General features: G+C 39.9%; 20 protein-coding genes and 1 pseudogene. 1 reads left to right on the forward strand and 20 read right to left on the reverse strand.

Going from position 1 to position 23,455, the window contains the following annotated elements:
• Positions 1-6 precede the first annotated feature (6 nt).
• Positions 7-216, forward strand: a complete 210-nt coding sequence (locus tag ABE099_RS18510) for a hypothetical protein (protein WP_430032704.1) — start codon at positions 7-9, stop codon at positions 214-216.
• Here the strand turns inward: ABE099_RS18510 and ABE099_RS18515 are convergent.
• From ABE099_RS18515 to ABE099_RS18610, 20 genes and pseudogenes are all read right to left on the reverse strand, one after another.
• Complete coding sequence (locus ABE099_RS18515) at positions 185-991, reverse strand: MBL fold metallo-hydrolase (protein ID WP_430032706.1); 807 nt, start codon at positions 989-991, stop codon at positions 185-187. The genes ABE099_RS18510 and ABE099_RS18515 overlap by 32 nt on opposite strands.
• An 8-nt stretch (positions 992-999) precedes the next feature.
• Entirely contained in the window at positions 1,000-1,749 is a 750-nt protein-coding gene (gene yycI / locus ABE099_RS18520) for a two-component system regulatory protein YycI (RefSeq protein ID WP_430032709.1), read from the reverse strand.
• Between the two features lie 80 nt (positions 1,750-1,829).
• The gene (locus tag ABE099_RS18525; RefSeq protein ID WP_430032711.1) at positions 1,830-3,128 is read right to left on the reverse strand and encodes a YycH family regulatory protein; all 1,299 of its coding nucleotides are present in this window, start codon (positions 3,126-3,128) and stop codon (positions 1,830-1,832) included.
• Entirely contained in the window at positions 3,125-4,954 is a 1,830-nt protein-coding gene (gene walK, locus ABE099_RS18530) for a cell wall metabolism sensor histidine kinase WalK (protein WP_430032714.1), read from the reverse strand. The genes ABE099_RS18525 and walK overlap by 4 nt, the downstream gene beginning before the upstream one ends.
• 2 nt (positions 4,955-4,956) lie before the next feature.
• Positions 4,957-5,667, reverse strand: a complete 711-nt coding sequence (yycF, locus tag ABE099_RS18535) for a response regulator YycF (RefSeq protein WP_210089890.1) — start codon at positions 5,665-5,667, stop codon at positions 4,957-4,959.
• Between the two features lie 136 nt (positions 5,668-5,803).
• The gene (locus tag ABE099_RS18540) at positions 5,804-7,261 is read right to left on the reverse strand and encodes a peptidoglycan DD-metalloendopeptidase family protein (protein WP_430032716.1); all 1,458 of its coding nucleotides are present in this window, start codon (positions 7,259-7,261) and stop codon (positions 5,804-5,806) included.
• A 655-nt stretch (positions 7,262-7,916) separates the two neighbouring features.
• The gene (locus ABE099_RS18545; protein WP_430032718.1) at positions 7,917-8,492 is read right to left on the reverse strand and encodes a hypothetical protein; all 576 of its coding nucleotides are present in this window, start codon (positions 8,490-8,492) and stop codon (positions 7,917-7,919) included.
• A gap of 200 nt (positions 8,493-8,692) precedes the next feature.
• Positions 8,693-9,979 carry an adenylosuccinate synthase gene (locus tag ABE099_RS18550; protein ID WP_430032720.1) on the reverse strand — a complete coding sequence of 429 codons (1,287 nt, stop codon included), beginning with the start codon at positions 9,977-9,979 and terminating at the stop codon, positions 8,693-8,695.
• Positions 9,980-10,448: 469 nt separating this feature from the next.
• A complete protein-coding gene (dnaB, locus tag ABE099_RS18555) occupies positions 10,449-11,810 on the reverse strand; it encodes a replicative DNA helicase (protein WP_430032722.1) in 1,362 nt (453 codons plus the stop codon).
• Between the two features lies 1 nt (position 11,811).
• Positions 11,812-12,255: a 50S ribosomal protein L9 gene (gene rplI / locus ABE099_RS18560; RefSeq protein WP_210089884.1), complete on the reverse strand. Its 444-nt coding sequence runs from the start codon at positions 12,253-12,255 to the stop codon at positions 11,812-11,814.
• Positions 12,252-14,231 (reverse strand): DHH family phosphoesterase, encoded by a 1,980-nt coding sequence (locus ABE099_RS18565; RefSeq protein WP_430032724.1) that lies wholly within the window; start codon positions 14,229-14,231, stop codon positions 12,252-12,254. Before ABE099_RS18565 ends, rplI begins: the two co-directional genes overlap by 4 nt.
• Before the next feature lie 11 nt (positions 14,232-14,242).
• Positions 14,243-15,190, reverse strand: a complete 948-nt coding sequence (locus ABE099_RS18570) for a DUF2232 domain-containing protein (RefSeq protein WP_210089882.1) — start codon at positions 15,188-15,190, stop codon at positions 14,243-14,245.
• Between the two features lie 5 nt (positions 15,191-15,195).
• Entirely contained in the window at positions 15,196-15,498 is a 303-nt protein-coding gene (locus ABE099_RS18575; protein ID WP_210089881.1) for a MazG-like family protein, read from the reverse strand.
• 96 nt (positions 15,499-15,594) lie between these two features.
• Positions 15,595-16,020 carry a CBS domain-containing protein gene (locus tag ABE099_RS18580; protein WP_430032727.1) on the reverse strand — a complete coding sequence of 142 codons (426 nt, stop codon included), beginning with the start codon at positions 16,018-16,020 and terminating at the stop codon, positions 15,595-15,597.
• A 103-nt stretch (positions 16,021-16,123) separates the two neighbouring features.
• Complete coding sequence (locus ABE099_RS18585; RefSeq protein WP_430032729.1) at positions 16,124-17,242, reverse strand: LCP family protein; 1,119 nt, start codon at positions 17,240-17,242, stop codon at positions 16,124-16,126.
• Between the two features lie 284 nt (positions 17,243-17,526).
• Positions 17,527-18,492 carry an ABC transporter ATP-binding protein gene (locus tag ABE099_RS18590; protein ID WP_430032731.1) on the reverse strand — a complete coding sequence of 322 codons (966 nt, stop codon included), beginning with the start codon at positions 18,490-18,492 and terminating at the stop codon, positions 17,527-17,529.
• Positions 18,489-19,478 carry an ABC transporter ATP-binding protein gene (locus ABE099_RS18595; protein WP_430032733.1) on the reverse strand — a complete coding sequence of 330 codons (990 nt, stop codon included), beginning with the start codon at positions 19,476-19,478 and terminating at the stop codon, positions 18,489-18,491. The genes ABE099_RS18590 and ABE099_RS18595 overlap by 4 nt, the downstream gene beginning before the upstream one ends.
• Positions 19,479-19,511: 33 nt before the next feature.
• Complete coding sequence (gene opp4C / locus ABE099_RS18600; protein ID WP_430032735.1) at positions 19,512-20,435, reverse strand: oligopeptide ABC transporter permease; 924 nt, start codon at positions 20,433-20,435, stop codon at positions 19,512-19,514.
• Positions 20,436-20,447: 12 nt separating this feature from the next.
• Entirely contained in the window at positions 20,448-21,410 is a 963-nt protein-coding gene (locus ABE099_RS18605; protein ID WP_430032738.1) for an ABC transporter permease, read from the reverse strand.
• Between the two features lie 69 nt (positions 21,411-21,479).
• Positions 21,480-23,218 (reverse strand): annotated as a pseudogene (locus ABE099_RS18610) (ABC transporter substrate-binding protein).
• Between the last annotated feature and the right edge of the window lie 237 nt (positions 23,219-23,455).

A 23,455-nucleotide genomic window follows, 5' to 3' on the forward strand; every position in this document is an offset into this window, starting at 1 on the left:
TATTAGATGGATGTACACTCGTCTTCTGCAATGAATGAGGTTAATGTATTAGCTAAGCTGGCGGATTTAAAGGAAGATGCATACCACCAGCTACTATTACTAAGTACACTTACACAATTATTAGTGGATAAAGGAATACTGACTCGTGAAGAAATCAGCGAAAAGCAACGCGAACTCGATCAATTTATATTGCCCCCACAATATCCCAAGGTGTAGGCCGATCAAAATAAGTATCACACAGCTTAAATTCACTATCTCGATAAAAACAACCACGATCCTCCATCGAGCCGCGTACAGATAGCTTCGCTAAATCAGGTATATTATGTTCACGACTCAAATGAGCTAAATAGGTTCTCTTCAAGCGCCCATTTAAAAGTTCACTCATCAGCTCCCCCGTAGCTTCATTAGACAAATGACCCATGTCGCCTAATATACGGCGTTTAATGTTCCATGGATATCGTCCCATACGCAACATCTCAATGTCATGGTTAGCTTCAAGCACAAGGACATCAGAATCTGCAATCGCTGCTTTTACCTTATCGCTAGCATAACCCAAGTCAGTGCATACACTTAGTTTATGCGTTCCATCATCAAAGCAATACCCTACAGGCTCTGCTGCATCGTGAGAAATTTCAAAAGATTGTACACGTAATGAGCCAAAATCCTTTGCATCCCCAGAAGCAAATATGTGCTTATTTTCTTCAGGAATTTTACCTAGCGATTTTTCCATCGCTCCCCACGTGCCTTGATTCGCATAAATTGGCAAATTAAATTTACGTGCAACTGCCCCTAAACCTTTAATGTGGTCTGAATGCTCATGCGTGACCAGGATACCTGCAAGCTGATGACCGTCAACTTCCCGTTCCCCCAGAAGCTCATCAATGCGACGAGCACTAAGTCCTGCATCAATCATCAATGTAACCTGTCCATCACTAACAATGGTGGCATTCCCCGTAGATCCACTAGACAATACTGTAAATTTAAGTCCCATGTGCTTCATTACTCCTTTAAATCCTTTGAATTAGGGCTAATTACATCTCCTGTAATCCCTTGAACATAATACTCTTTACCATTTTCTAGCTTAAACCGCCAAGCAGGTGTGGCAGGAAGATGGGCATCTGAATCAAATACTTGTCCATAATAACCAAGCTCAATTTGTGTAATGACCGAGCCATCTGGAAGGAAATTTTCGATGAGGTTGCCTAAAGCCTTAGAGGCGGATAAAACGCGTTGCTCCTTCTCCTCAGCTAAACTGCTAATCTCAATTTCCTCCATACGATAAGATATAATTTTCTGATTACTATAATATAACACAAGCTCAACATTAAATAGCGGAAAGTCTTCATCCACAAGTGGATGCAATACAAACACACCTTCTCTACTATCTGCTTCATCATATCTAAAATTTTGAATTTCAGGTAACACATTTTTAAGCGCATTTGTAAGATCACGAGCAGAAAAAATAAGCTTACTATCTATCGGCTGGGGTAATTCAATCACTTTTCCTGACTGATCGCCTTTTACGAATCGATATGCAATTTTACCTAACAGAGGGGTATCAGAAGGAATCTTTACGAGTACACGAATCCCTTTATTCTCCATTACCTTTTGGATTCCAGGCTCGAGTGAGGTATAGTCCAGATTGGAGTCCGCTTGTTCACGAATATCATTCCATAACTGGTATCCTAACACAAGATTTAATAACAAGAAGGCGTAAATTAACACATTTTTAGCGCGACCCCAATCCATAACTAACCCCCTCACTAAATGGATGATATGACCTTCTATCATAGCGTCCTACCTTGGACATCTGAGCCCATAAAAGTTTCCTACTCATTGATCGTGCGTACTGCGCCATTACTTAATTTAGCCACCCATACAGGCTGGAGCAGTAGTCCTTGCTTCGTTAACGAAGGCAAATATGCTGGATATAATGCCTTAATGTCAGCTTCATTAGCTAAGACAGCAAGCTTCTTCTCCAAATTTTCGCCACCAGGTAAAGCTACGATTTTTTTCTCCCATACTTCTTCCTCTAAGTAAATAAGGGAACGCTCATAACCTGTAATTGTGCCTTGTCTCATTTCAAGTGTAATCACTCCATAATGGAATGAGGCGAGATCTAGGACAGGGAAGGCTCCATATTGCCCTGAACCGTGATACTGTTCAAACACAATCCGATGCTTATCCTCTAAAGAACCTACGATTTGCGCTAAGCGATATTTCCCACTCCAACCCCCATGCTGATTAACAAAATCGATCGCAGACAGCACATTGCGGCTAGGTGTATTTTGACTTGCTGCTGGCGCCGCAGGATCCGTATAATTGATCCAATTACGATCCTGCTTTACTTGTAAGCTCCGTTTACTGTCTGTATAAATCTCAGAGCCATCCTTCTCCCGGACATACCTTGTTAAACTAGGATCAAAAAATAAGCTCCGCTGCATCTGATCTGTGGAATACAAGCCGATATTTAATCCTGTTTGCACCATATCAATCGATTTCTGGGGAATATAATAGTTATCCTTCATTTTGTAGGGAACCCACTCCCGACCAAAATCAATCATTTGCGCAATGTCTTGAACAGTGAAATCTACCTTCGTTGCCTCATATACTACATTCCCTTGGGAGCTGAAAAAGAACGCCTTCACTCGGTCGTCATTTTCGGTATTATAAATTAATACCCGATCCACACTTTCCCCCTCAAACAATGTATCAGGGTATACTTGCATCACTCTACTTAATAGGGTAACAGGGATGCCATTCTCAAATTCTAGCTCTATTCCTTGATTTTGCTTACGAATCTCATCCCATTTGGTATTGGCAAGGTTATATCGTTGAAATCCATCAAACTGTCTCCCTTGTAAGCGCGAATAAATTAAATTGTAAAAGGTAGATTCAGGGTAAAGCACACTATGCTTATTTTGTCCTAAATGAATAACTAGCTCGCTTGGATACAGCATACTTTCAACGTTTAATTGACTTCCAATGTTTACTGTTTGAATATAATTATTTTCAGAGCGAACAATCGAGTCAACTCCAGGCAAACGATAAATTAAGAAATAGCTTTGCAGTAAGCTACACAGAATAAGGAAGGTTAGGAACCATGACTTCATACTTTCCTTCATCATTTACTCCCCCCCTCTTCCTGTCGGGGATCTTGGGGTAAAAAAACCGTCACCTTTGTTCCTACCTCAAGCTCAGATTGCAATGCAATTTGACCTCCATGTGCTTTGACGATTTCCCGGGCAATCGATAAGCCAAGCCCTGTGCCTCCCATATTTCGAGAGCGAGCTTTATCCACACGGTAAAAACGCTCAAATATTTTATCCAAATCCTTTTTAGGAATACCGATCCCATTATCTTGAACAGAAATTGCAAGGCTCCCCTCCTCTGTATGATACGCCTCTAGCACAATTCGTCCATTTTCCCCCGTATATTTCATCGCATTGGAGATCAAATTGTCTAATACTTGGTCAATACCATCTCGATCGAGCTGAGCAATTTCCACACCTTCACCGATTATAATTTCTGGATAAATCCCCTTCTCCTGCATCTGGAAGGAAAACCGATCGACGACCTCCTCCATCATTTCCGCCACGAGAGTAGGTTTTTTACGCAATAATGCTTCCTTAGAGTCAAGTCTAGATAGATGTAATAAATCCGTAACCATCCGAATCATCCGTTCCGTCTGATTTTGAATGACAGAAGTAAACCTTGGACCTAACTCAGGATCATTTAACGCACCATCCTCCAACGCCTCGGTATAACTCTTAATCGTCGTTAGTGGTGTACGAAGCTCATGTGATACATTTGCTACAAATTCACGTCTTGATGCTTCTAGCTTCTCTTGCTCTGTGACATCCTGTAATACAGCAATTAAGCCCACGATCCCAAATTCACGCCGATGGATGGGTGTAAAGGTAACACGAATTACAAAGTGATCCTCGCCAAAGCTATTGTTCTGCAGTAACGTAGAGTACATGGTGCCTTGGTTAAGCACTTGCTTGTCCTCCTCGGACAATTGAAGCAATTCCGTAATTTCCAACCCTTCCACAGTAGATTCATTCACCTGCAAAATTTCTCTAGCACGAAGGTTCATCAAAATGACATGATGCATCTCATCCGTTGCAATGACACCATCACTCATATTCGTTAAAATCGAAGCTAGCTTTTCCTTCTCTTCCTCGTTTTGTGCTAAGGCATTACGGAGTCGGCTTGTCATGTAGTTAAAGGCTTTGCTGAGTTGTCCAATTTCATCGTTCCCCAATACAGGCATATTCTGATGGAACTGCCCTTCTGCTACAGCTGTTGCACGTCTGGTTAGCTCTTTGATCGGCGAAGTAATTGTGTGCGCCAAAATAACGCCCAAGACCGCGGTTAAGCCTAATGCTAGCAAAATACCAGAAATAAAAATATTATTAATTTGATCCATCGTATCGTACAGCTGTGACATAGAAGCTGCGATATATATTGCTCCTGTAATTTTACCGCCAGATACAACCGGTTTCGCAACGACCTTTTTACGTACATTATCCTCGTCTATAATATATTCTTCATTATCTCGAATCCCTTGTAACGCGCGACTCACAACCGTTTGTGTATTTTTTGTTCCTACATAATCGGCATGAGAGGGCTTGGAGGTCGTTAATACTTTCCCGCTGGCATCCAGCACTTGAATTTCTGCACCATTAATGTTGAATAGGTTGTTTACGAGCACGCGTAGGTTTTCAAGCGATTCCTCGCCGGATTCCCCTGAGGCATTCAAATTTTGGCCTGCCAGTACAGATAATAGCTCTGCACGTTCCTGTAGCTCTTTCGTAAAATTGCTTGTTAACGAAGTTTTCATCGCGCTGACAAAATAAACCCCGATCAGTTGCATCGCGATCAAAATTAACAATACGTATACAAGAATCAACTTCGCTTGAATTGTACGGAAGAAGGATGGCAACCTCATTCTCAAATGCCACCTGCCTTGGCGCTTCGCATCACATACCCCAATCCTCGACGTGTTAAAATATACTCCGGCTTGCTTGGATCATCTTCAATTTTTTCACGTAAACGACGAATCGTAACATCCACGGTACGAACATCTCCGAAGTATTCAAAACCCCATACGGCTTGCAGCAAATGCTCACGCGTCATGACCTTACCTGAGTTTTTCACCAAGTAATGCACAAGCTCAAACTCACGATGCGTCAAATCAAGTGGCTCGCCATTTTTATATGCTGTATACATATCTGTATCAATAAATAAATCAAATAGGCTTAGTCCCTGATGCTTTTCGCCTTCTTCCTGTGGTGGCTTTTGCTGGCGGCGCATTTGTGCCTTCACACGTGCAAGTAGCTCGCGGGTACTAAACGGCTTCGTAACATAGTCATCAGCTCCGAATTCCAGCCCTAACACCTTATCAATTTCACTATCCTTTGCAGTGAGCATAATAATTGGGGTCTGTAATCTGGTTCGAACCTCACGACATACATCCATGCCATCCTTGCCAGGCAGCATTAAATCTAGCAAAATCAAATCAGGCTGCTGCGAAAAGGCAAGCTCTACCGCCTCTATTCCATCAAAGGCAACGATAACCTCATAACCTTCCTTTTCAAGATTAAATTTCAAAATATCTGCAATTGGACGCTCATCGTCCACAACTAAAATTTTACCCTGCATATTCAATGTTCACCCCAGCCTTCAGGCTTTTGTTATTCTATATTCTCTATTTCTTATCTTAACATACTAACTCCTTCTCTCCTAAAAAAAGAACATTTTAGCTGTCATCGCTGACAACAAAAATGTCCTGTTAAGTCTACAAATATTTCATTGGGTTTTCTACGGTACCATTGTTATGAATTTCAAAGTGAAGATGCGTACCTGTAGAGCGACCGGTATTTCCCATGACGCCAATTGCGCCACCCTTCTCTACAACTTGGCCTTCCTTTACATCAATTTTACTTAAATGGCCATAAAGTGTTTCATACCCGTTCTGATGGTTAATGATAATTACATTGCCATAACCTGACTTTGTACCTGCAAACGATATAATGCCTTCATCTGCTGCCATAATTGTTCTGTTAGAAGAAACAATATCAGTACCTTGGTGCATTCTACCCCAGCGTTTACCATAACTGCTCGTAATTGAAGCGCCTGAGACTGGCCAAGCAAAATCACCTGTACCTTGTCCCATAATTTTAGTGCCCTGCACAACAATTTTTGGTTTGGACGGCGTGATTACATTTTGACCTAGCCATTCTTCACCAACAACTTCACCGTTATCCTTAGTAATCCGATAATGCATCACCTTTAACCCTGTGCTGCCCTCATCGATAACCTTGGATGTACCTGCCTTCATGTTCTCGCTTTTGCGTGTAATCACCTGAGGTGCTGTAATAATTTCCTCAGATAACTTCTCCACTGTTCTGACTGTAAGTGGTGCCTTCGTCGCTTTTATATTAAGAATCGTACCAATTTGCATGCTACGCTCTTTTACATCAGGGTTACTTTTGAAAATATCCTTCTGACTAATGCTAAAACGTTTAGCAATAGACGAGATGGTGTCGCCTTCTCTGACCTCATATTGGATCACTGCTTCCATGCCCTGCTGAATTTGCGCCAGCATCGTGTTCGCATCTACAATTTTGTCTGGTGAAACTACAGCCTTACTTTGATCTATTTTTTCACCAAATTCAACTGATTCAACCTTAACCTCAGAGCTAGCCTTTGTCGCTTTTTTGCTATCAGCGTCTGCCTTAGCTCCACCTGTTTTTGTTGTTTTAGCGGATAAAGCTTCAATCGCTATCGTCTCCGGCGTATATTGATCTTTTAGTTGCTCCAGTACTTTGGATACATCTGCTTCAGTTGGTAAGATGCCTAACACCTTCCCATCCACAATCAGCTTAACCCCAGTAGACTCTACCTCTAATTGCTGATCTAGCTTCTGTAATGTTTCCTCTGCATTTGTAACCGCCTTAAATGCCTTCGCAGCAGTCATTGTAATGCCGACATCTTTAATCTGAATATTGGCATTAGGATACTTAGTTTTGAACTGTGCCTTCTTACGCTCCATCAAATCCTGAAGCTGCTGCTCATTATCAAGTGTTCCAATTTCCTTACCACCAATTTGTACAACGAAATAAGAAACGGTATGACTGCTTCGATATAAGCTATACGTAAGTATACCTGAACCTGTTATTAACATTGCTGCAATGACACACATTGTAATCATTCGTGCTTTACTAAATTGTACCCAAGCCATGAATCCTTTCATATCAATCTCCTTTATCGCTATCCATTGAGCTTTTATTCTCTCTTGTTTTCCTAAATTTAATTCTTGATTAAGGCAGGAAAGCAGCTACGGTGCAAAGGGTGACTTCGACCACTGTTACAGCCTGATTTTCTTGAATGATATATTTATCGATGAAAAACAGTATGTAAAGGCGGACGTGTTCACTTCTCCACCATCCCTCTACCCCTTCGCTAGTTTAAGTTAGCGGTCAAGTACAGATTTCAAGATTGAGCCTTATTAATATCTCAATTTGTAGATAATTCTCATATTTTGTAATGAAATAGTGTCAAAATTTTAACCTTTTGTCGCCAATGTTTACTTTAACATAACCAAGCCCTACATTTCAACTATAGGTAAACATGCCAAAAAACCCTTAAAAATTAAGGGTTTTTTAGTATTTTGAATTTTACTTACAATATTTACAATAATAAATTTATCTCAATCTTAAAATCGGTTTTTGACAAAAAGCTAACAAAGCGAAGTAGCAGGGAGAGGAAACAATTTCATCCATTCAACACATATTATAAAGAAAATGGGGCCTTAACAGCGGTTGAAGCCACTCCCTGCTACCTAGCCTCTTACTTCATAGATTGTCAAGAACCGATTTCTGTGTTGAGCCATAAATTTTACGTAAAAACTACTTTTTCAAAACCTCCATCACCTTCGCGTACTCCATTTTATCTAAGTATTTTGATAACATTTGCTCAATCGCTAATACTTCAGTTTCGGTTAGCCCACCCTCCATGTACTCTGTCAGTTTTTGCATTTCCTCTTGAGGAAGCTTAGACATTAAAATCGTAAAAATAGCTTCTTTATCCTTAGCTTCTATGCCTTCTTTTTTAGCAATTAAATCATCGGGCGTAACAACGACATTTTCCTTCTGATTTAATTTGTCATTTCCACTAGCATCACCATTACCGGCGTTGGCGCCACCAGTTGCGGGCGGAAGATTATTTTTATTTAATTCCTTATCTTGCGCTTGATCCTTCCCAGTGCTACTGGATTCCTCAGGCGATGATGTTGATGACTGCACACCAACTAATCCTTTCATAATATCCGTAACGCTTGGCCCACCATCAGTCATTGAAATATGATAGCGACTTAGCATTTGCTCAATATAATAGTTAACGACATAACCTGTCGTCACAACCGTTAAAAGACACACCACAACAATCGTGATGATTAAGCGCCCTAACCAGCCTAGCCATTTCATCTCTACGTTTCCTCCTATCCTGATGCAGTTCAATTCATTTTTATCAGTATGGACGGAAAACAAGGAAAGAAAACTTACTTAAACTAAAAAACTGTCCTTTTCACTATGAAAAGGACAGCCTTGTATAATAATTACTTCATTAGCTCGTTATTTCACTTTCAATCATGCGTGCTTATCAGTTCATGATAGCCTAGTGAATTTTACAAATAGATAGGTAACACTTGGTTTGTCTGATTACGGTTCCGACCTACAGAGAAAATCGCAATTGGAATACCTGTCAGCTCAGATACTCTAGTTACATAATTACGAGTTGTTTCAGGTAGATCCTCTAATGTTTTTGCACCAGTGATATCCTCGGACCAGCCTGGCATTTCTTCATACACCGCTTCACATTCAGCAAGCATTTTCAAGCTTGCAGGATAGTGTGTAATAACTTCGCCGCGATATTTGTAGCCTGTGCAAATTTTAACCGTTTCTAGTCCTGTTAATACATCAAGTGAGTTCAAGGAAAGACCAGTTAACCCACTCACACGACGAGCATGACGAACAACCACACTATCAAACCAACCTACACGACGTGGACGACCAGTTACAGTACCATACTCATGACCTGTTTCACGAATCGTATCGCCTACTTCATCAAAAAGTTCAGTTGGGAACGGCCCATCACCAACACGCGTTGTATATGCCTTCGCAACACCAATGACCTGTTGAATCTTGGAAGGACCTACGCCAGAACCGATACATACCCCACCCGCAGACGGATTGGAGGATGTTACGAACGGATAAGTACCTTGGTCGATATCCAACATTACGCCTTGTGCGCCTTCAAATAACACCTTTTGATTATTATCAATTGCATCATTTAGGACAACAGAAGTATCAGCCACATATGGACGGATAAATTCAGCATATTCTAAATACTTCGTCAAGATTTCCTCAACGTCTAATGGCTCAGACCCATATACTTGCTCAATAATATGGTTTTTCTCCTTCACCAAATGGCGAAGCTTAGTTTCAAATTCTTCTGCATCCAATAAGTCAGCAATACGAATACCATTACGTGCTGCTTTATCCATATAAGCAGGACCAATCCCTTTACGAGTTGTCCCAATCTTGTTAGGTCCCTTGCGATCTTCCTCTAACACGTCAAGAGTGATGTGGTATGGCATAATGACATGTGCACGATCGCTAATGACTAGATTTTTTGTTGAGAATCCATTTTCATGAATGTAATTAATTTCTTCCATTAGGGCAACTGGGTTAATAACCATCCCATTCCCGATAACACATTTTTTATCTTCATAAAATACACCAGAAGGAATTAAGCTTAGCTTATATTTTTTCCCATCAATTAAAATAGTGTGTCCAGCGTTATTTCCACCTTGATAACGTGCTACTACTTCTGCACTTTCAGCTAAATAATCGGTAATTTTGCCTTTACCTTCGTCTCCCCATTGTGTTCCCACAACGACTACCGTTGACATATGAATACCCCCGCTTGGATGCTGTTGCATCATAATTTGTAAGCATTATATATAAATGCAAAGTTATTAACGTGTTTAAAATTTCTAATTTTTAAGCTCTAAAATCACGAAATTTATTTATCTTCTTTTTCTTTGTTCTATACTTCGGTTCGATTTTTCTTTAATTGTTTAATCTCAAAATTAGTGGTTCCATCTGCTAACATTAGCGAAGAGACAGAGGGATGGTGGAAAAGCGAAAGCGGCCGCCTTTAAAGTATGGGACTTTAACAGCGGTTGAAGCCACCCTCTGGAACGTAGCTTCCACCTGCAAAGTAAAATCCACTAATTTTATTTAAGCTTTTTAATGTTTAAAGAAAACAGCAATTTAAGTTTACCAGTCTATATTTTTAAAGTCAAATCCAAATCCGAACAATTATACAGCTTTTAAACAAAATGTTCGGAAACAATTAAAAACGGATTGACCCTAAGGTCAACCCGCAAATGCATCTTGATGTGCTCGCTCATAGTTCGCAAACTTATTATAGTTTTTCAAAAACACAAGCTCGACGGTGCCCACGGGCCCATTCCGTTGCTTGGCAATAATAATTTCAATAATATTTTTCTTCTCAGTTTCCTGATTGTAGTAATCATCACGATACAAAAATGCAACGATATCAGCATCCTGCTCAATGGAACCAGATTCCCGAAGGTCAGACATCATCGGACGCTTGTCCTGACGCTGCTCTACACCCCGACTTAACTGGGACAAGGCGATTACAGGCACTTCAAGCTCCCTGGCAATTTGCTTTAATGTACGGGAAATTTCAGATACCTCCTGTTGACGGTTCTCGCCAGCCTTGCCACGCCCATGGATCAACTGCAAATAGTCAATCAGGATCATGCCTAGCCCCTTTTCCTTTTTCAAGCGTCGGCATTTCGCACGAATGTCCGCCACTGTTACACCTGGCGTATCATCAATATATATTTCAGCCTCAGATAAAGCAGCAATACCCATCGTGAGCTTGGACCAATCATCGTCCGTTTTAAAGTCCCCTGTACGCATAATGCTTGCATCAAGATTTGCCTCTGCACAAATCATCCGCTGTACAAGCTGTGGTGCGGACATTTCCAGACTAAAGATTGCTACCGTTTCCTTCGCACGTACTGCTACATTTTGCGCAATATTTAGTGCAAATGCCGTCTTCCCTACAGAAGGACGAGCAGCAACAATAATAAGATCATTCCGCTGAAAGCCAGCTGTCATTTTATCCAAATCAACAAAACCCGATGGAATACCTGTTGTATTGCCACGATTCTGATGCAACATCTCCACACGGTCGAACACTTCCATCAACACATCACGTACAGCGACAAAACCACTGCCAGAACGGCGATTCGATATTTCTAAAATACGACGCTCTGCATCACTCAGCATACCTGAGACATCTTCGCCACCAGTATACCCATCACTTACAATTTGTGTTGCTGTACGAATCAAACGGCGCAGCATCGATTTCTCTTCAATAATCTGCGCATAATAATCCACATTGGCTGCGGTAGGAACCGCATGTGCCAATTTTGCCAAATAGCTGACCCCGCCAATATCGTCTAGCTCACCCTTATCTTGAAGGCGTGAGGTCAACGTAACAAGGTCAATCGGTTGGCCCTCCTCACCAAGCTGAACCATAGCATCATAAATCATCTGATGGGGCTTGTCATAAAAATCTTCAGTACGGACACGCTCCATCGCGGTGATCAGTGCCTCAGAGTGAAGCAATATCGCCCCAAGCACTGCTTGTTCAGCCTCAAGATTCTGTGGTGGGACCCGATCGAAAAAGGGATCTCCGCTCATGTTATTCCTCCGTTACTTGTACCGATAACGTTGCCTTCACTTCCGGATGTAACTTCACTGTTACCTTAGTTACACCAAGGGTACGAATTGGCTCTGAGAGCTCAATTTTCCGCTTATCGATTTTTACACCTGTTTTTTGAAGAGCTTCAGCTACTTGCTTACTTGTAATTGCCCCAAACAAACGTCCACCCTCACCAGCCTTCGCTTTTAGGTTTACTGTCGTTTCTTCAAGCTTTTTACCAAGAGCCTCCGCATCTGCCTTCTCTTGCGCCTTACGACGCTCCTCAGCCGCAGTCTGATTATCTAACGTCTTCATGTTCCCTTCAGTTGCCACAGAAACTAACCCACGTGGAATTAGGAAATTTTGTGCGTAACCTTCAGATACGTTTTTAACTTCACCTTTTTTACCTTGTCCTTTAACATCCTTCAAAAATATTACTTTCATTCAAATAACCCCTCTTCCTGATCTATTTCATCCAGTACCTCAAGCAGTTTTTTCTCCGCTTCAGCTTGGGTTCCTTCTAATTGTACCGCAGCATTGGTCAAATGCCCACCTCCGCCTAGTCGCTCCATGACAACCTGTACGTTCATACTGCCTAAAGAACGTGCGCTAATCCCTATTAAGCCATCTGGGCGTTCACTGATCACAAAGGAAGCCAAAATATTTGTCATATTCAGCAAAGTATCCGCAGCTTGAGCTATTAACAATTGTGGAATTTTAGTATTGCTCTCTGTAACTGCAAGTGCAATATGCCCATGAATAATACGAGCATGCTTAATAATATCTGCTTTCGCAATATATTCTTGTAAATCTTCTTTTAATAACCGTTGAACCATCACCGTATCTGCACCAATTCGTCTTAAAAATGCAGCGGCTTCAAACGTTCTAGAGCCAGTGTGTAGTGCAAAATGCTTCGTATCCACCGTAATCCCCGCAAGTAACGTAGTAGCCTCTAGTGGACTTAATACGACTTTCTCATGGATATATTGCAGGAGCTCTGTCACAAGCTCAGAAGCGGAGGAGGCATACGGCTCTAAATAAACAAGCACGGCATCGTTGACAAACTCTTCACCACGTCGATGATGATCCACCACCACAACACGGCGTGCTCTTTCAACTAGCTTAGGCTCCATAGTTATTGAAGCCTTGTGGTTATCCACTAACACCAGCAATGTATGCTCCGTCATCATGCTTAATGCTTGCTCAGGCGTGATAAACCTTTTTGCAAGTGCCTCGTCCTTCTCGATCCGTTCCAATAACCGCTCTATACTCGGATTTGGCCCATCAAGCACGACATGTGCCTCTACCTTAAACATATCTGCCGCCTTAAGCACACCAATAGAAGCACCAATCGCATCCAAATCAGGAATACGATGCCCCATAATAATGACGCGGTCACTTTCTTGCATCAAATCACGCAAAGCATGAGCGATGACTCTAGCCCTTACACGTGTACGCTTCTCAATGGCATTTGTTTTGCCGCCATAAAAGGATAAGCGTTGCCCCACTTTCACAGCCGCCTGATCCCCACCTCGGCCTAATGCCATATCTAAGCTGGAGCCTGCTAGCTCCCCTAGCTCACTATAGCTATCAACGCCTGTAGCAAGCCCAATACTTAAAGTCATAGGTACCTTTAAATCAGCGGTCATTTCTCTGACCTCATCCAAAATAACAAACCTAGTTTGTTCTAACAAAGCAAGTGTACGTTGGTTTAAAATCATTAAGGAACGCTCAGAGGATAACCTTCTTAGATAAACGTTATTTTGCTTCGCCCAATCCGTTAACACCGTTGTAACTCTAGCAATAATTGCTGTACGTTGTTGATCATCCATCCCTTGGGTTGCTTCATCTAAGTTATCCAGCATGACAATACCTAGGGCAGCTTTGCCCCCCTCATATTGCTCACGCATAATTGCAAGCTCTGTTACATCATGAATATAAATTAAACGTTCTACTTCATTCATAACTAGCTCGTAGTAACGACCATTTAATGTCACTTCAATAGGTGATTTTGCTTCCTCATTTTTTTTATCCTTAGAGGATAACGTTATAGAGGGAAATAACTCGGACAAAGACTCACCGATTAATGTTTCCTTATCATACATGGCGCAGACAAAATGATTATGCCATTCCACCGTATGCTCAGTGCTATATAAAACAATGCCAAAGGGTAAGTGCTGTAATGCTTCACCCTCAACACGCTTCACACGATACGTTAAGTTGGTAACATACATCGTCAGCTCTTTATTAAAACGGCGCTCAGCTTGAATTAAGCCATAGTTAAGAATTAGCACCAGACACAGTAAAACTAAGCCGATTATCCAATTGTAGTAAGAAACGACGATAACAAGTAGAAGCTGCAGCAAAAATACCCATACCGAATGGTACCCATGCCAACGTTTTTGTAATAAATTAGACATGCATTCTCACCCTATCGTCTTGATCTAGTAATGGATTCACGTAGTGGTAAGGCGACATCTAGAACCCCTATTAACCATCCAAGTGGAACGAATAACATGACAACAAGCAATACGACTGCTAGTGCAGGATCCCACCTTTTGAAATGAGACAAGAAAAATATAAAGCTTGCTGCCTGAAGAATGAACAAGAACCGAAGCAATGGAATGAGGTTATCAAAAATCATGCTTACAAAGCCAAGATTATGCTCAGGTCCAACGACGATCGTAACAATTACACTAATTAAATAATAAAATACGAGGGAACGCGGTAATTTCCATTCGCGTAACTTAGGTAATTTGGGTACGATTACACCCATACTGCTTAGAGTTGGTCTACTCACGGTATGAGCAACAGCAGCAATGAGGAACGAGCAAATAATTAATGTAAACGGAAGCATATGCATCGCATACGCAGACAACTGTTCAGGCAGATCCTCTGCTAACAAAGCGCTACCCGCAATTGGAGAGTCCGCTACATTTTTAACATTAGCCATCGCTATGCTTATTATCTCTTGAATGTTAGTTGCTAAATTAAAATTAAAAAATGATGCGCCAATGACTAATATACCCAAGCTTGCTAATAATATCGAAACGGTTCCACCTAAAATGACTTTTATTGCAGAAACTCTAGTCTTGTACAGATGTCCCATCACTAAAGCAGGGATAATAAAAAAGATCGCTTGCAAAATAACAAACAGCCCGATGTGTAAATGATTGTAGATTAACGTACTCACCACACCTGCAATAATCCATACACCAATCACAAAGCTAATAAATTTTGCCTTTGATAGTGTAGTATACATAATCAATGCAGGAACCGTAATAAAGAAAATGGTAACTACATTTAGCGTAGTGGGCAAAGATAACAACAATAACAAATATACAAAACTCCATGCCACCGATGAAAAACGTGACTTCAAATTATTCACCTCTTACGCATATGTTCTTCCAAAGTAGAAATATCCTGATACCAGTCTTCTAACTGGTGACCTTCCTGCTTATGTTTTTTTAGCTTCTCCAGAACGGTATCATCCAAATCACGATAAGATATGCCTAGTCTGCGACCAAGAATATAACTACTAACAATTAAGCTCGCTAAACTATCGCTTACTCGCGTTGTGCTGCCTTCCCATAAACCTTTAAACAAACGAGATACGTGATCAATTACTTCTGTTTTAAGCCATTCAATCACCTTGGCGCGTTTAGCCACATCCATTTCTTTATGCATGGTAGACAGCTTCCACCCTTCTTAAAAGTGCTTTATTTTTGATTATAACACAAAATAAAACAGGAAACCGATTGCACAAAATGGCAACATATCGTCCTATTTTTTATTAGAAGGAGCCACAGTAACAAACTTTTCACAATACTCAATAATTTGACTACGACGTACAATCCCGATAAAACGCCCCATATCATCTACAACAGGCACGAAGTTTTGTACCTTAGCTAGCGAAATTAAATCTTCCATATCAGCATCAATTCGAACAGACTTATTGTGCACCTTTAGTGGAACGTCCTTTAATAAGTATTTTGAAGCTGTATCAAAGTTTACCTTGCCCTCTGAATTTTTCATGTACCATAACAAGTCGCCTTCGGTCACAGTGCCTACATACACACCATCATCTCCTATAATCGGGATGGCAGTATAACGATGGAACTCCATACGCTCTAAGGTTTGTCTCAATGTAGAATCTAAGGTTACAGCTACAACATCATGCTTAGGAAGTAAAAAAAATGCAATATTCATACAAACAAATCCTCCTAAAATTATCTATGATTTGCCATAGGCAACAAATCGGCAGCCGAAACCGGACTGCCGAGGAATTAATAAATATATCTAATAAGGTCTATTAAGACTTTGTTTTTGAAGTTGTGCTACTTTTTTGACTTTTTTGACTTTTAGTTTTATTCCCCAACTCAGTCTCATCATTTTTCTCATGCTTATCTCTGTCTAAAGGATTAAGGAGTTCTGTTGCTTTAGTATTTGGATTTGACCAATTTTCTATTAATTGTTTTGCGTAATTTAGGTCATCCTCTTTAACGATATCATAATAAATCCCATGCATTCTTTTACCCTCTGCTGCAATTGTGAATCCATTAATCTCAGGTCGTTGATTTAACAATACTTGCTTCGATAATTCAATAATAAAGCTTGGTGTCATATCTGTCTTAAAGTTGTTGCCTAACATGCTAATTAACTCTGGAATTTTCCCAACCTGATCTAATTTGAGCATTCTGTCTACCATTGCATTTAAAAATACTGAATGTCGTTTTGTACGATTATCTGCGCCATCTTCACGATAACGAACAAAATTTAGCGCTTCCTGTCCATCATATAGTGGCTTATTTGCTTTAATTGTAAACTTTTCATGAGCCTTCTCTTTATTAACGATATCCTTAGTGATTGGAAGCTCTACACCACCAAGTGCATCTACTACCTCGCGCAATCCCTCAAAATTAATCGCTGCATAATAACCAACATCATGACCTAAAAAATTCTCAACCGTATCTATCGCCATTTTTTCTCCACCAAAGGCATAGGCATGATTAATTTTATCTTCTTTATCTCTTCCAACGATTTCGGTATACGTATCACGTGGAATTGATAACAATAATACTTTAGAATCAATAGGACGTATAATCGAATAAATCATCGTATCTGAGCGTGCCGGCTCATTTTCACGTTGGTCAACACCTAGCAACAATACACTAAAAGGTTTGATCTCTTGATTAGCTTCCACTACAGGCTTAGGCTCATCACCTTCAATTGGAGCATATGACTTCTCTAGTGTCTCTTCAACTTGACCCGATAAAAATAAATCAAATGCAAGTACAGCCATTTCCTTACGATATATATATGCTCCTGCCCCAATTAAGATGATAATAATTAAGGAGATACTAGCAATTTTGACCTTATTCTTTTTTTTCTTTGCTGGTTTACTATTTTTACGACTTTTCCGTTCTAACATTGTTTTCCTCCATCTGGAAATATAAGTGAATGATAGCATCAAAAAAAGTATGAATTACAATTACTGTTATTGTAATCGCTATAGGATCAATAAAATTTACAAAAAGGTAACGAACCTATTGATCCTAATTTCGAAGTTCTACCTTTTCGACTATACCACATTGAGGATTTTGAATACAACAATAGCATATAATTTACAAAAACCGTCCCTATCGCTAAAAAACGATAAGAACGGCTAATAATAGCAAACTGCAAAATCACAAATGTGTCCAACCTAATATATTATTATACTAAATGACATGCAACAAAGTGATTATTACCCACATCACGATATTCCGGAACCTGTTGTTTACAAATATCTGTCGCTAGTGGACATCTTGTATGGAACTTGCATCCAGACGGTGGATTCACAGGGCTTGGAATATCGCCTTGCAATACAATCCGTTCTCTTGTAGCTGTAGGGTCAGGAATTGGAATTGCAGACATCAATGCTTTTGTATATGGATGTAATGGGTTTGCAAATAACTCATCCTTGCTAGCCATTTCAACCATAGAACCGAGGTACATTACACCTACAGTATCACATAAATGCTCAACAACACCAAGATCGTGTGAGATGAATAAGTAAGTTAATTGCTTATCACGTCTTAGATCACTTAACAAGTTAATAATTTGAGCTTGAATGGATACATCCAATGCAGAAACTGGCTCATCAGCAACGACAAAGTCAGGATTTAGAATCAGTGCACGAGCGATACCAATCCGTTGACGTTGTCCCCCAGAAAACTCATGTGGGTAACGATCATAATGATAACTTGCGAGTCCACATATCTCCAGCGTTTCTAACACACGACGCTTCACTTCTTTAGGATCTTTAATCCCATGATCATATAAAGCCTCGCCAATCGCATGGCCCACCTTAATCCGAGGGTTTAGGGAGCTAAATGGGTCCTGAAATACAATTTGTAGCTTAGGACGCAATCTACGCATTTCTTCTTTAGGTAACGCATAAATATCTTTACCTTGATATAACACATTACCAGAAGTTTTCTCATGTAATCGTAAAATGGTACGCCCAATTGTACTTTTGCCACAACCAGACTCGCCAACTAAGCCAAAAGCTTCACCCTTATGAATATTAAAGGACACATCATCTACTGCCTTCACATGAGCAACTGTACGTTGAAAAACACCACCAGTTACTGGGAAATACTTCTTGAGGTTTTCTACCTGTATTAAAGGTTGTGTCACTGTGCTTCCCTCTCTTCCTCATATAACCAACAGGATACTTTATGTTCTGGTACTTCATAGGCCCGAAGGGAAGGCTGTTTCACTGTACACACATCCATACAAGAAACACATCGATCATGGAAATGACAATTAACACCAAGCTCGATTGGGTTTGGCACTTGCCCTGGAATCGAATATAGTCTTTCCTGTCTTTGACCCATTACAGGTCTTGCCTTTAATAACCCTTGTGTATAAGGATGTTGTGGGTTTTTAAAAATTTCATGTACAGGACCCTCTTCAATTACCTTACCTGCGTACATAACAACTACGTAATCCGCCATTTCTGCTACTACACCTAAATCATGTGTAATCAACATAATGGATGTATTTAATTTTTTCTTAATATCACGCATAAGATCAAGAATCTGCGCTTGAATCGTTACATCGAGTGCGGTCGTAGGCTCATCTGCAATTAATAATTTAGGATCGCAACTTAGCGCAATGGCAATCATAATCCGTTGACGCATTCCACCACTAAGCTCATGTGGATAGCTGTCAAAAATACTTTCAGCACGAGGAATACCTACGAGATTAATGAGTTCGATTGCCTTTTTCTTTGCTGCCTTACGATCCAATAACGTATGGAGCAAGATTGGCTCCACAATTTGTTGACCAATGGTCAGGACAGGGTTTAAAGAAGACATTGGCTCTTGGAATATCATCGAAATTTCGTTCCCACGAATGCTCGACATTTCCCTTTTGCTCATTTTCAATAAATCCTTACCTTCAAATAAAATCTCGCCCCCTGCAATTTTGCCTGGAGGAGTTTCAATTAACTGCATCAATGACATGGCGGTAACACTTTTACCACAGCCAGATTCTCCTACGACACAAAGAGTTTCACCTTCACGTATTTTAAAGCTCACATCATCTACAGCCTTAACAACTCCTGCTGAGGTATGGAAATGAGTTTGTAAATTTCGGAATTCTACCAGATCTTTAGCCATCTTAAACTCTCCTTATCCATCCGATCCTTGTTATTACCTCTTCATCTTCGGATCTAACGCATCACGTAGTCCGTCACCAATAAAGTTAATGGACACTGTCGTTAACAAAATACACATACCTGGTGGAATCCAAAGCCATGGTCGTTTGTTAAAATCCACTAAATTGTTGGCTGCGGAAATCATATTACCCCATGAAGGCGTTGGAGGAACAACACCAATCCCCAAGAAGCTCATTGCGGATTCAAACAAAATCGCACTAGCAACAGACAATGTCGCTGACACAATAATAATTGGAATTGTGTTTGGCAATAAATGTCGGAAAATTTTGCGTCTATCCTTTAAACCTAGTGCTTCTGTGGCTTGCATAAATTCCTGCTCACGTAACGTTAGGATCTGACCACGTACTAAACGCGCTAAACTAGTCCAGCTGAGCACACCGATAATTACCATAAGGTAATAAATTCGATAATCAGACGGAACCTTCAAGTCAGACAACACCGCACCTAAAATAATTAAAATAGGTAATGATGGCAATGCCATAAAGATATCACAAATACGCATAATAACTGCATCAACCCATTTACGATAAAAGCCAGCTAATGCTCCCAAAGTTGAACCTATTACCACGGTAATTACAGTAGCTACTAAACCTACTAATAAAGATATCCGACCAGCTAACATAACACGTAACAAAATGTCACGGCCTAACTTATCAGTCCCTAACCAATGCTCCATAGAAGGAGCTAAATTTTTGTCCTTTACGGTCACATCATACAGGTTATATGGCGATAACAGCGGTCCAATAAAACATAGTAAAAACATAAATACAATTATAATAAAGCCACCCACTGCTAACCGATTTTTAGCAAAACGTCTTAATGACATTTTCCATATAGAATCAGGTGCTAATGGCTTGGTCGTTGCTTTCTTATTCACAGAGGCTACTTCTGCGGACAAAATAATCTCCCCCTACTTCAAGCGTATTCTCGGATCAGCGATACCATACAATACATCCGAGATCAGATTGCCTATTAATGTTAATCCAGCGAGAAATACTGTAAAACCTAACATAAACGGATAGTCACGCATATTAATGGAACCTAGATAGATGTGACCAATCCCCGGCCATACAAAAATTTGCTCTAAAATCATTGCGCCGCCAAATAAAGCAGGAAGCTCAAAGCCAAGCAAAGTAATAGCTGGAATCATAGCATTACGCAATGCATGCTTGAAAATAACGGTACGTTCTTTTAAACCTTTTGCCCTCGCAGTTCGGATATAATCCTGTCTGATTACTTCTAACATACTTGTACGGAAATAGCGGGTTAAGCTACCTGTACTAATCATCGTTAACACCGTAACAGGAAGTACGCTATGCTTCGCGACATCTAGGACATAATCTAGTCCTGTCGCTGTAGAGCCGGCAGTGGTCATCCCACTCACTGGTAAAATGCCAAGGTTAAGTGCAAATACTTTAACTAATAAGAGTCCTATAAAAAAGGATGGTAAGGACATACATATAAAGACAATCATCGTGATTATTCGATCAAATAATGAATACTGAAACTTGGCTGAGAAAACACCGGTCACAATCGCAATCATCCAACTTAATACTAAGCTCGCAAAGGCGATAACAAATGAGTTCCATACATAAGATGAAATGACCTCTGTAACTGGCTTCTGATGCTGAAAAGAATCCCCCATATTCCCTGTAATCATATTACCTGCCCAAGTAAAGTAACGTAAATATTCAGGCTGATCAAGTCCATATACACTACGCAAATGATCAATTTTTTCCTGAGTCATGTTTGGGTTTTGTTTGGCGGTAATATAATCTCCTGGTACCATCGCAGAAATTGCAAATACAACGATAGATATCCCTATCATTGTTGGAATCATTTGCAGCAGCCGTCGAATAATATACTGCTTCATTATAAATTTCCTCCTGGCTCAAAATACGGGTGTACCCAGCCTAAATCAACTGGGCACACCCTCACTTGTTTATTGTTGCAATTGTGCTTGGAACAAACTATATGGGTAATCTTTGTATGGAGAAATATCAAAGCCATCAACGCGAGCACTATATGTTACCATGTTGCTTCTTTGGTACATAAGAATAGTTGGAACATCTTTATTTATCTCTTGATACAATTCTTTATAAATTTCTTTACGTTTTTCAACGTCACGCTCATATTTACCTTTTTTAGTTAACTCATCTACTTTTTCATTAGAGTAACCAATTCTATTTTGTGGACCACCTGTCATAAATACAGTTGTATCTGGATCTGGTGTTAACCCCCATGCTGCAAAGAACATCTCGAAGTCACCAGTATTTTGCTTATCGCTAATTGCGTTGAAATCAAGTGTTTCTTTCTCAAGCTTAATTCCAAGCTCTTGATAGTTTTGCGTCATAACTGGAAGTAATGCATCAACAACTGGGTTATCTGCAGTTGCAGAGAAGTTAATTGAGAATTTCTTTCCGTCTTTTTCACGGATACCGTCAGAACCAACCTTCCAACCTGCTTCATCTAGCAATTGTTTTGCTTTTTCCATGTTGAAGTCGTAAGTTTCAATACCTTCTTCAGTGTAAGCCCATGATACATTCGATTGAGGAACGTTAATTACACGAGCATACGGGCCATAGATTGCTTCAACGATCTCAGCACGGTTAAGACCATAAGTTAAAGCTTGACGTACTTTTACATCTTTAAACTTATCTAGCTTATGGTTAAATGCGATATAACCATAACCGTTGTTTGGCAATAGGTTGATGTTTGCAAAACCTAAAGCTTTTAATGTTTCTACATTATCTTCTGTAACAGCGATATCGGCGTTAAGATCAGTAGCGCCACTTGTCATATTAGTTAAATGAGTAGTATCAGTACCTGTCTTGAAAATTACATTTTTAATTTTAGGTGCGCCTCTGAAATAAGAAGCATTTGCTTCAAGGTCTACTTCTTGACCAGGTTTATATGCTTTAAGCATATACCGAGTGGTTTAGAGTTAAGAGCTTTAACTCCATCTAAGTTGCCTTGTTTGTATGCTTTACCATAATAACTCTCAGGTAAAATTGGAACAGTTCCAAGCTCTGCATAAGTTAATGCTGTCGCTTCACTTACAGTAACCTCTACTGTATGATCATCAATTACTTTAAGACCGGAAACTTCAGTTGCTTTACCTTCGTTATATTCCTTAGCACCAACAATGTTATAGCTAAGTGGATCAGAATCGCCATCATAGCTCTTATCTAGGTACATTTTTAACGTAAACACATAGTCTTTCACTGTCATTGGTGTACCATCTGTAAATTTAACATCTGGTTTCAAATGGAATGTATACTTCAAACCATCTTCAGATACGTCAACTTTAGAAGCAAGACTTTCAGTATAAGTACCGTCTGTTTTCACCTCTAAGAAAGTGTCAAATAAGGTATAATTAATGAAAAAGTCATATGCAGTTTGTTGATACATTGGGTTAAAAATACCTTTAGGGTCAACAGTTGCAATGATTAAAGTATCTTTACGTTGCTGAGCAGCAGGTGGAACTTTGGTTGGATCACTAGCTTTAATAAGTCCTGATTCAGCTTCACTTTCATTTCCCGCATTTCCCTTTTCTGCATTTGTACTCGTATTACTTGGGTTTCCTGCTTCTGGTTTTGTCTCTGCTTTACCACCACATGCAGCTAATACCATTGACATCATGAGTACTAGAGCTAGTAATGCTGTACCTTTTTTCTTCATTCATAATCCTCCTCATTTTTAATGTTCTCTCAAGACCTAATCCTGTGTTACTTTGACTGCTAAATTAGGTTAGACCCCCTCCAAAGCTTTTTACTTCTTTGTTTAGCAGAAATATATATTATAAATAAATAATATATTACATAATTATGACGCTAACTTTGAACCATCTCTACTTGTAATTTACAAAACATATTAAGTTTTCATACATATTACATAAAGTGTAAAAATAAATAAAAT

Source organism: Paenibacillus turicensis, assembly GCF_050461185.1.
Taxonomy (GTDB): Bacteria; Bacillota; Bacilli; order Paenibacillales; family Paenibacillaceae; genus Fontibacillus; species Fontibacillus turicensis_A.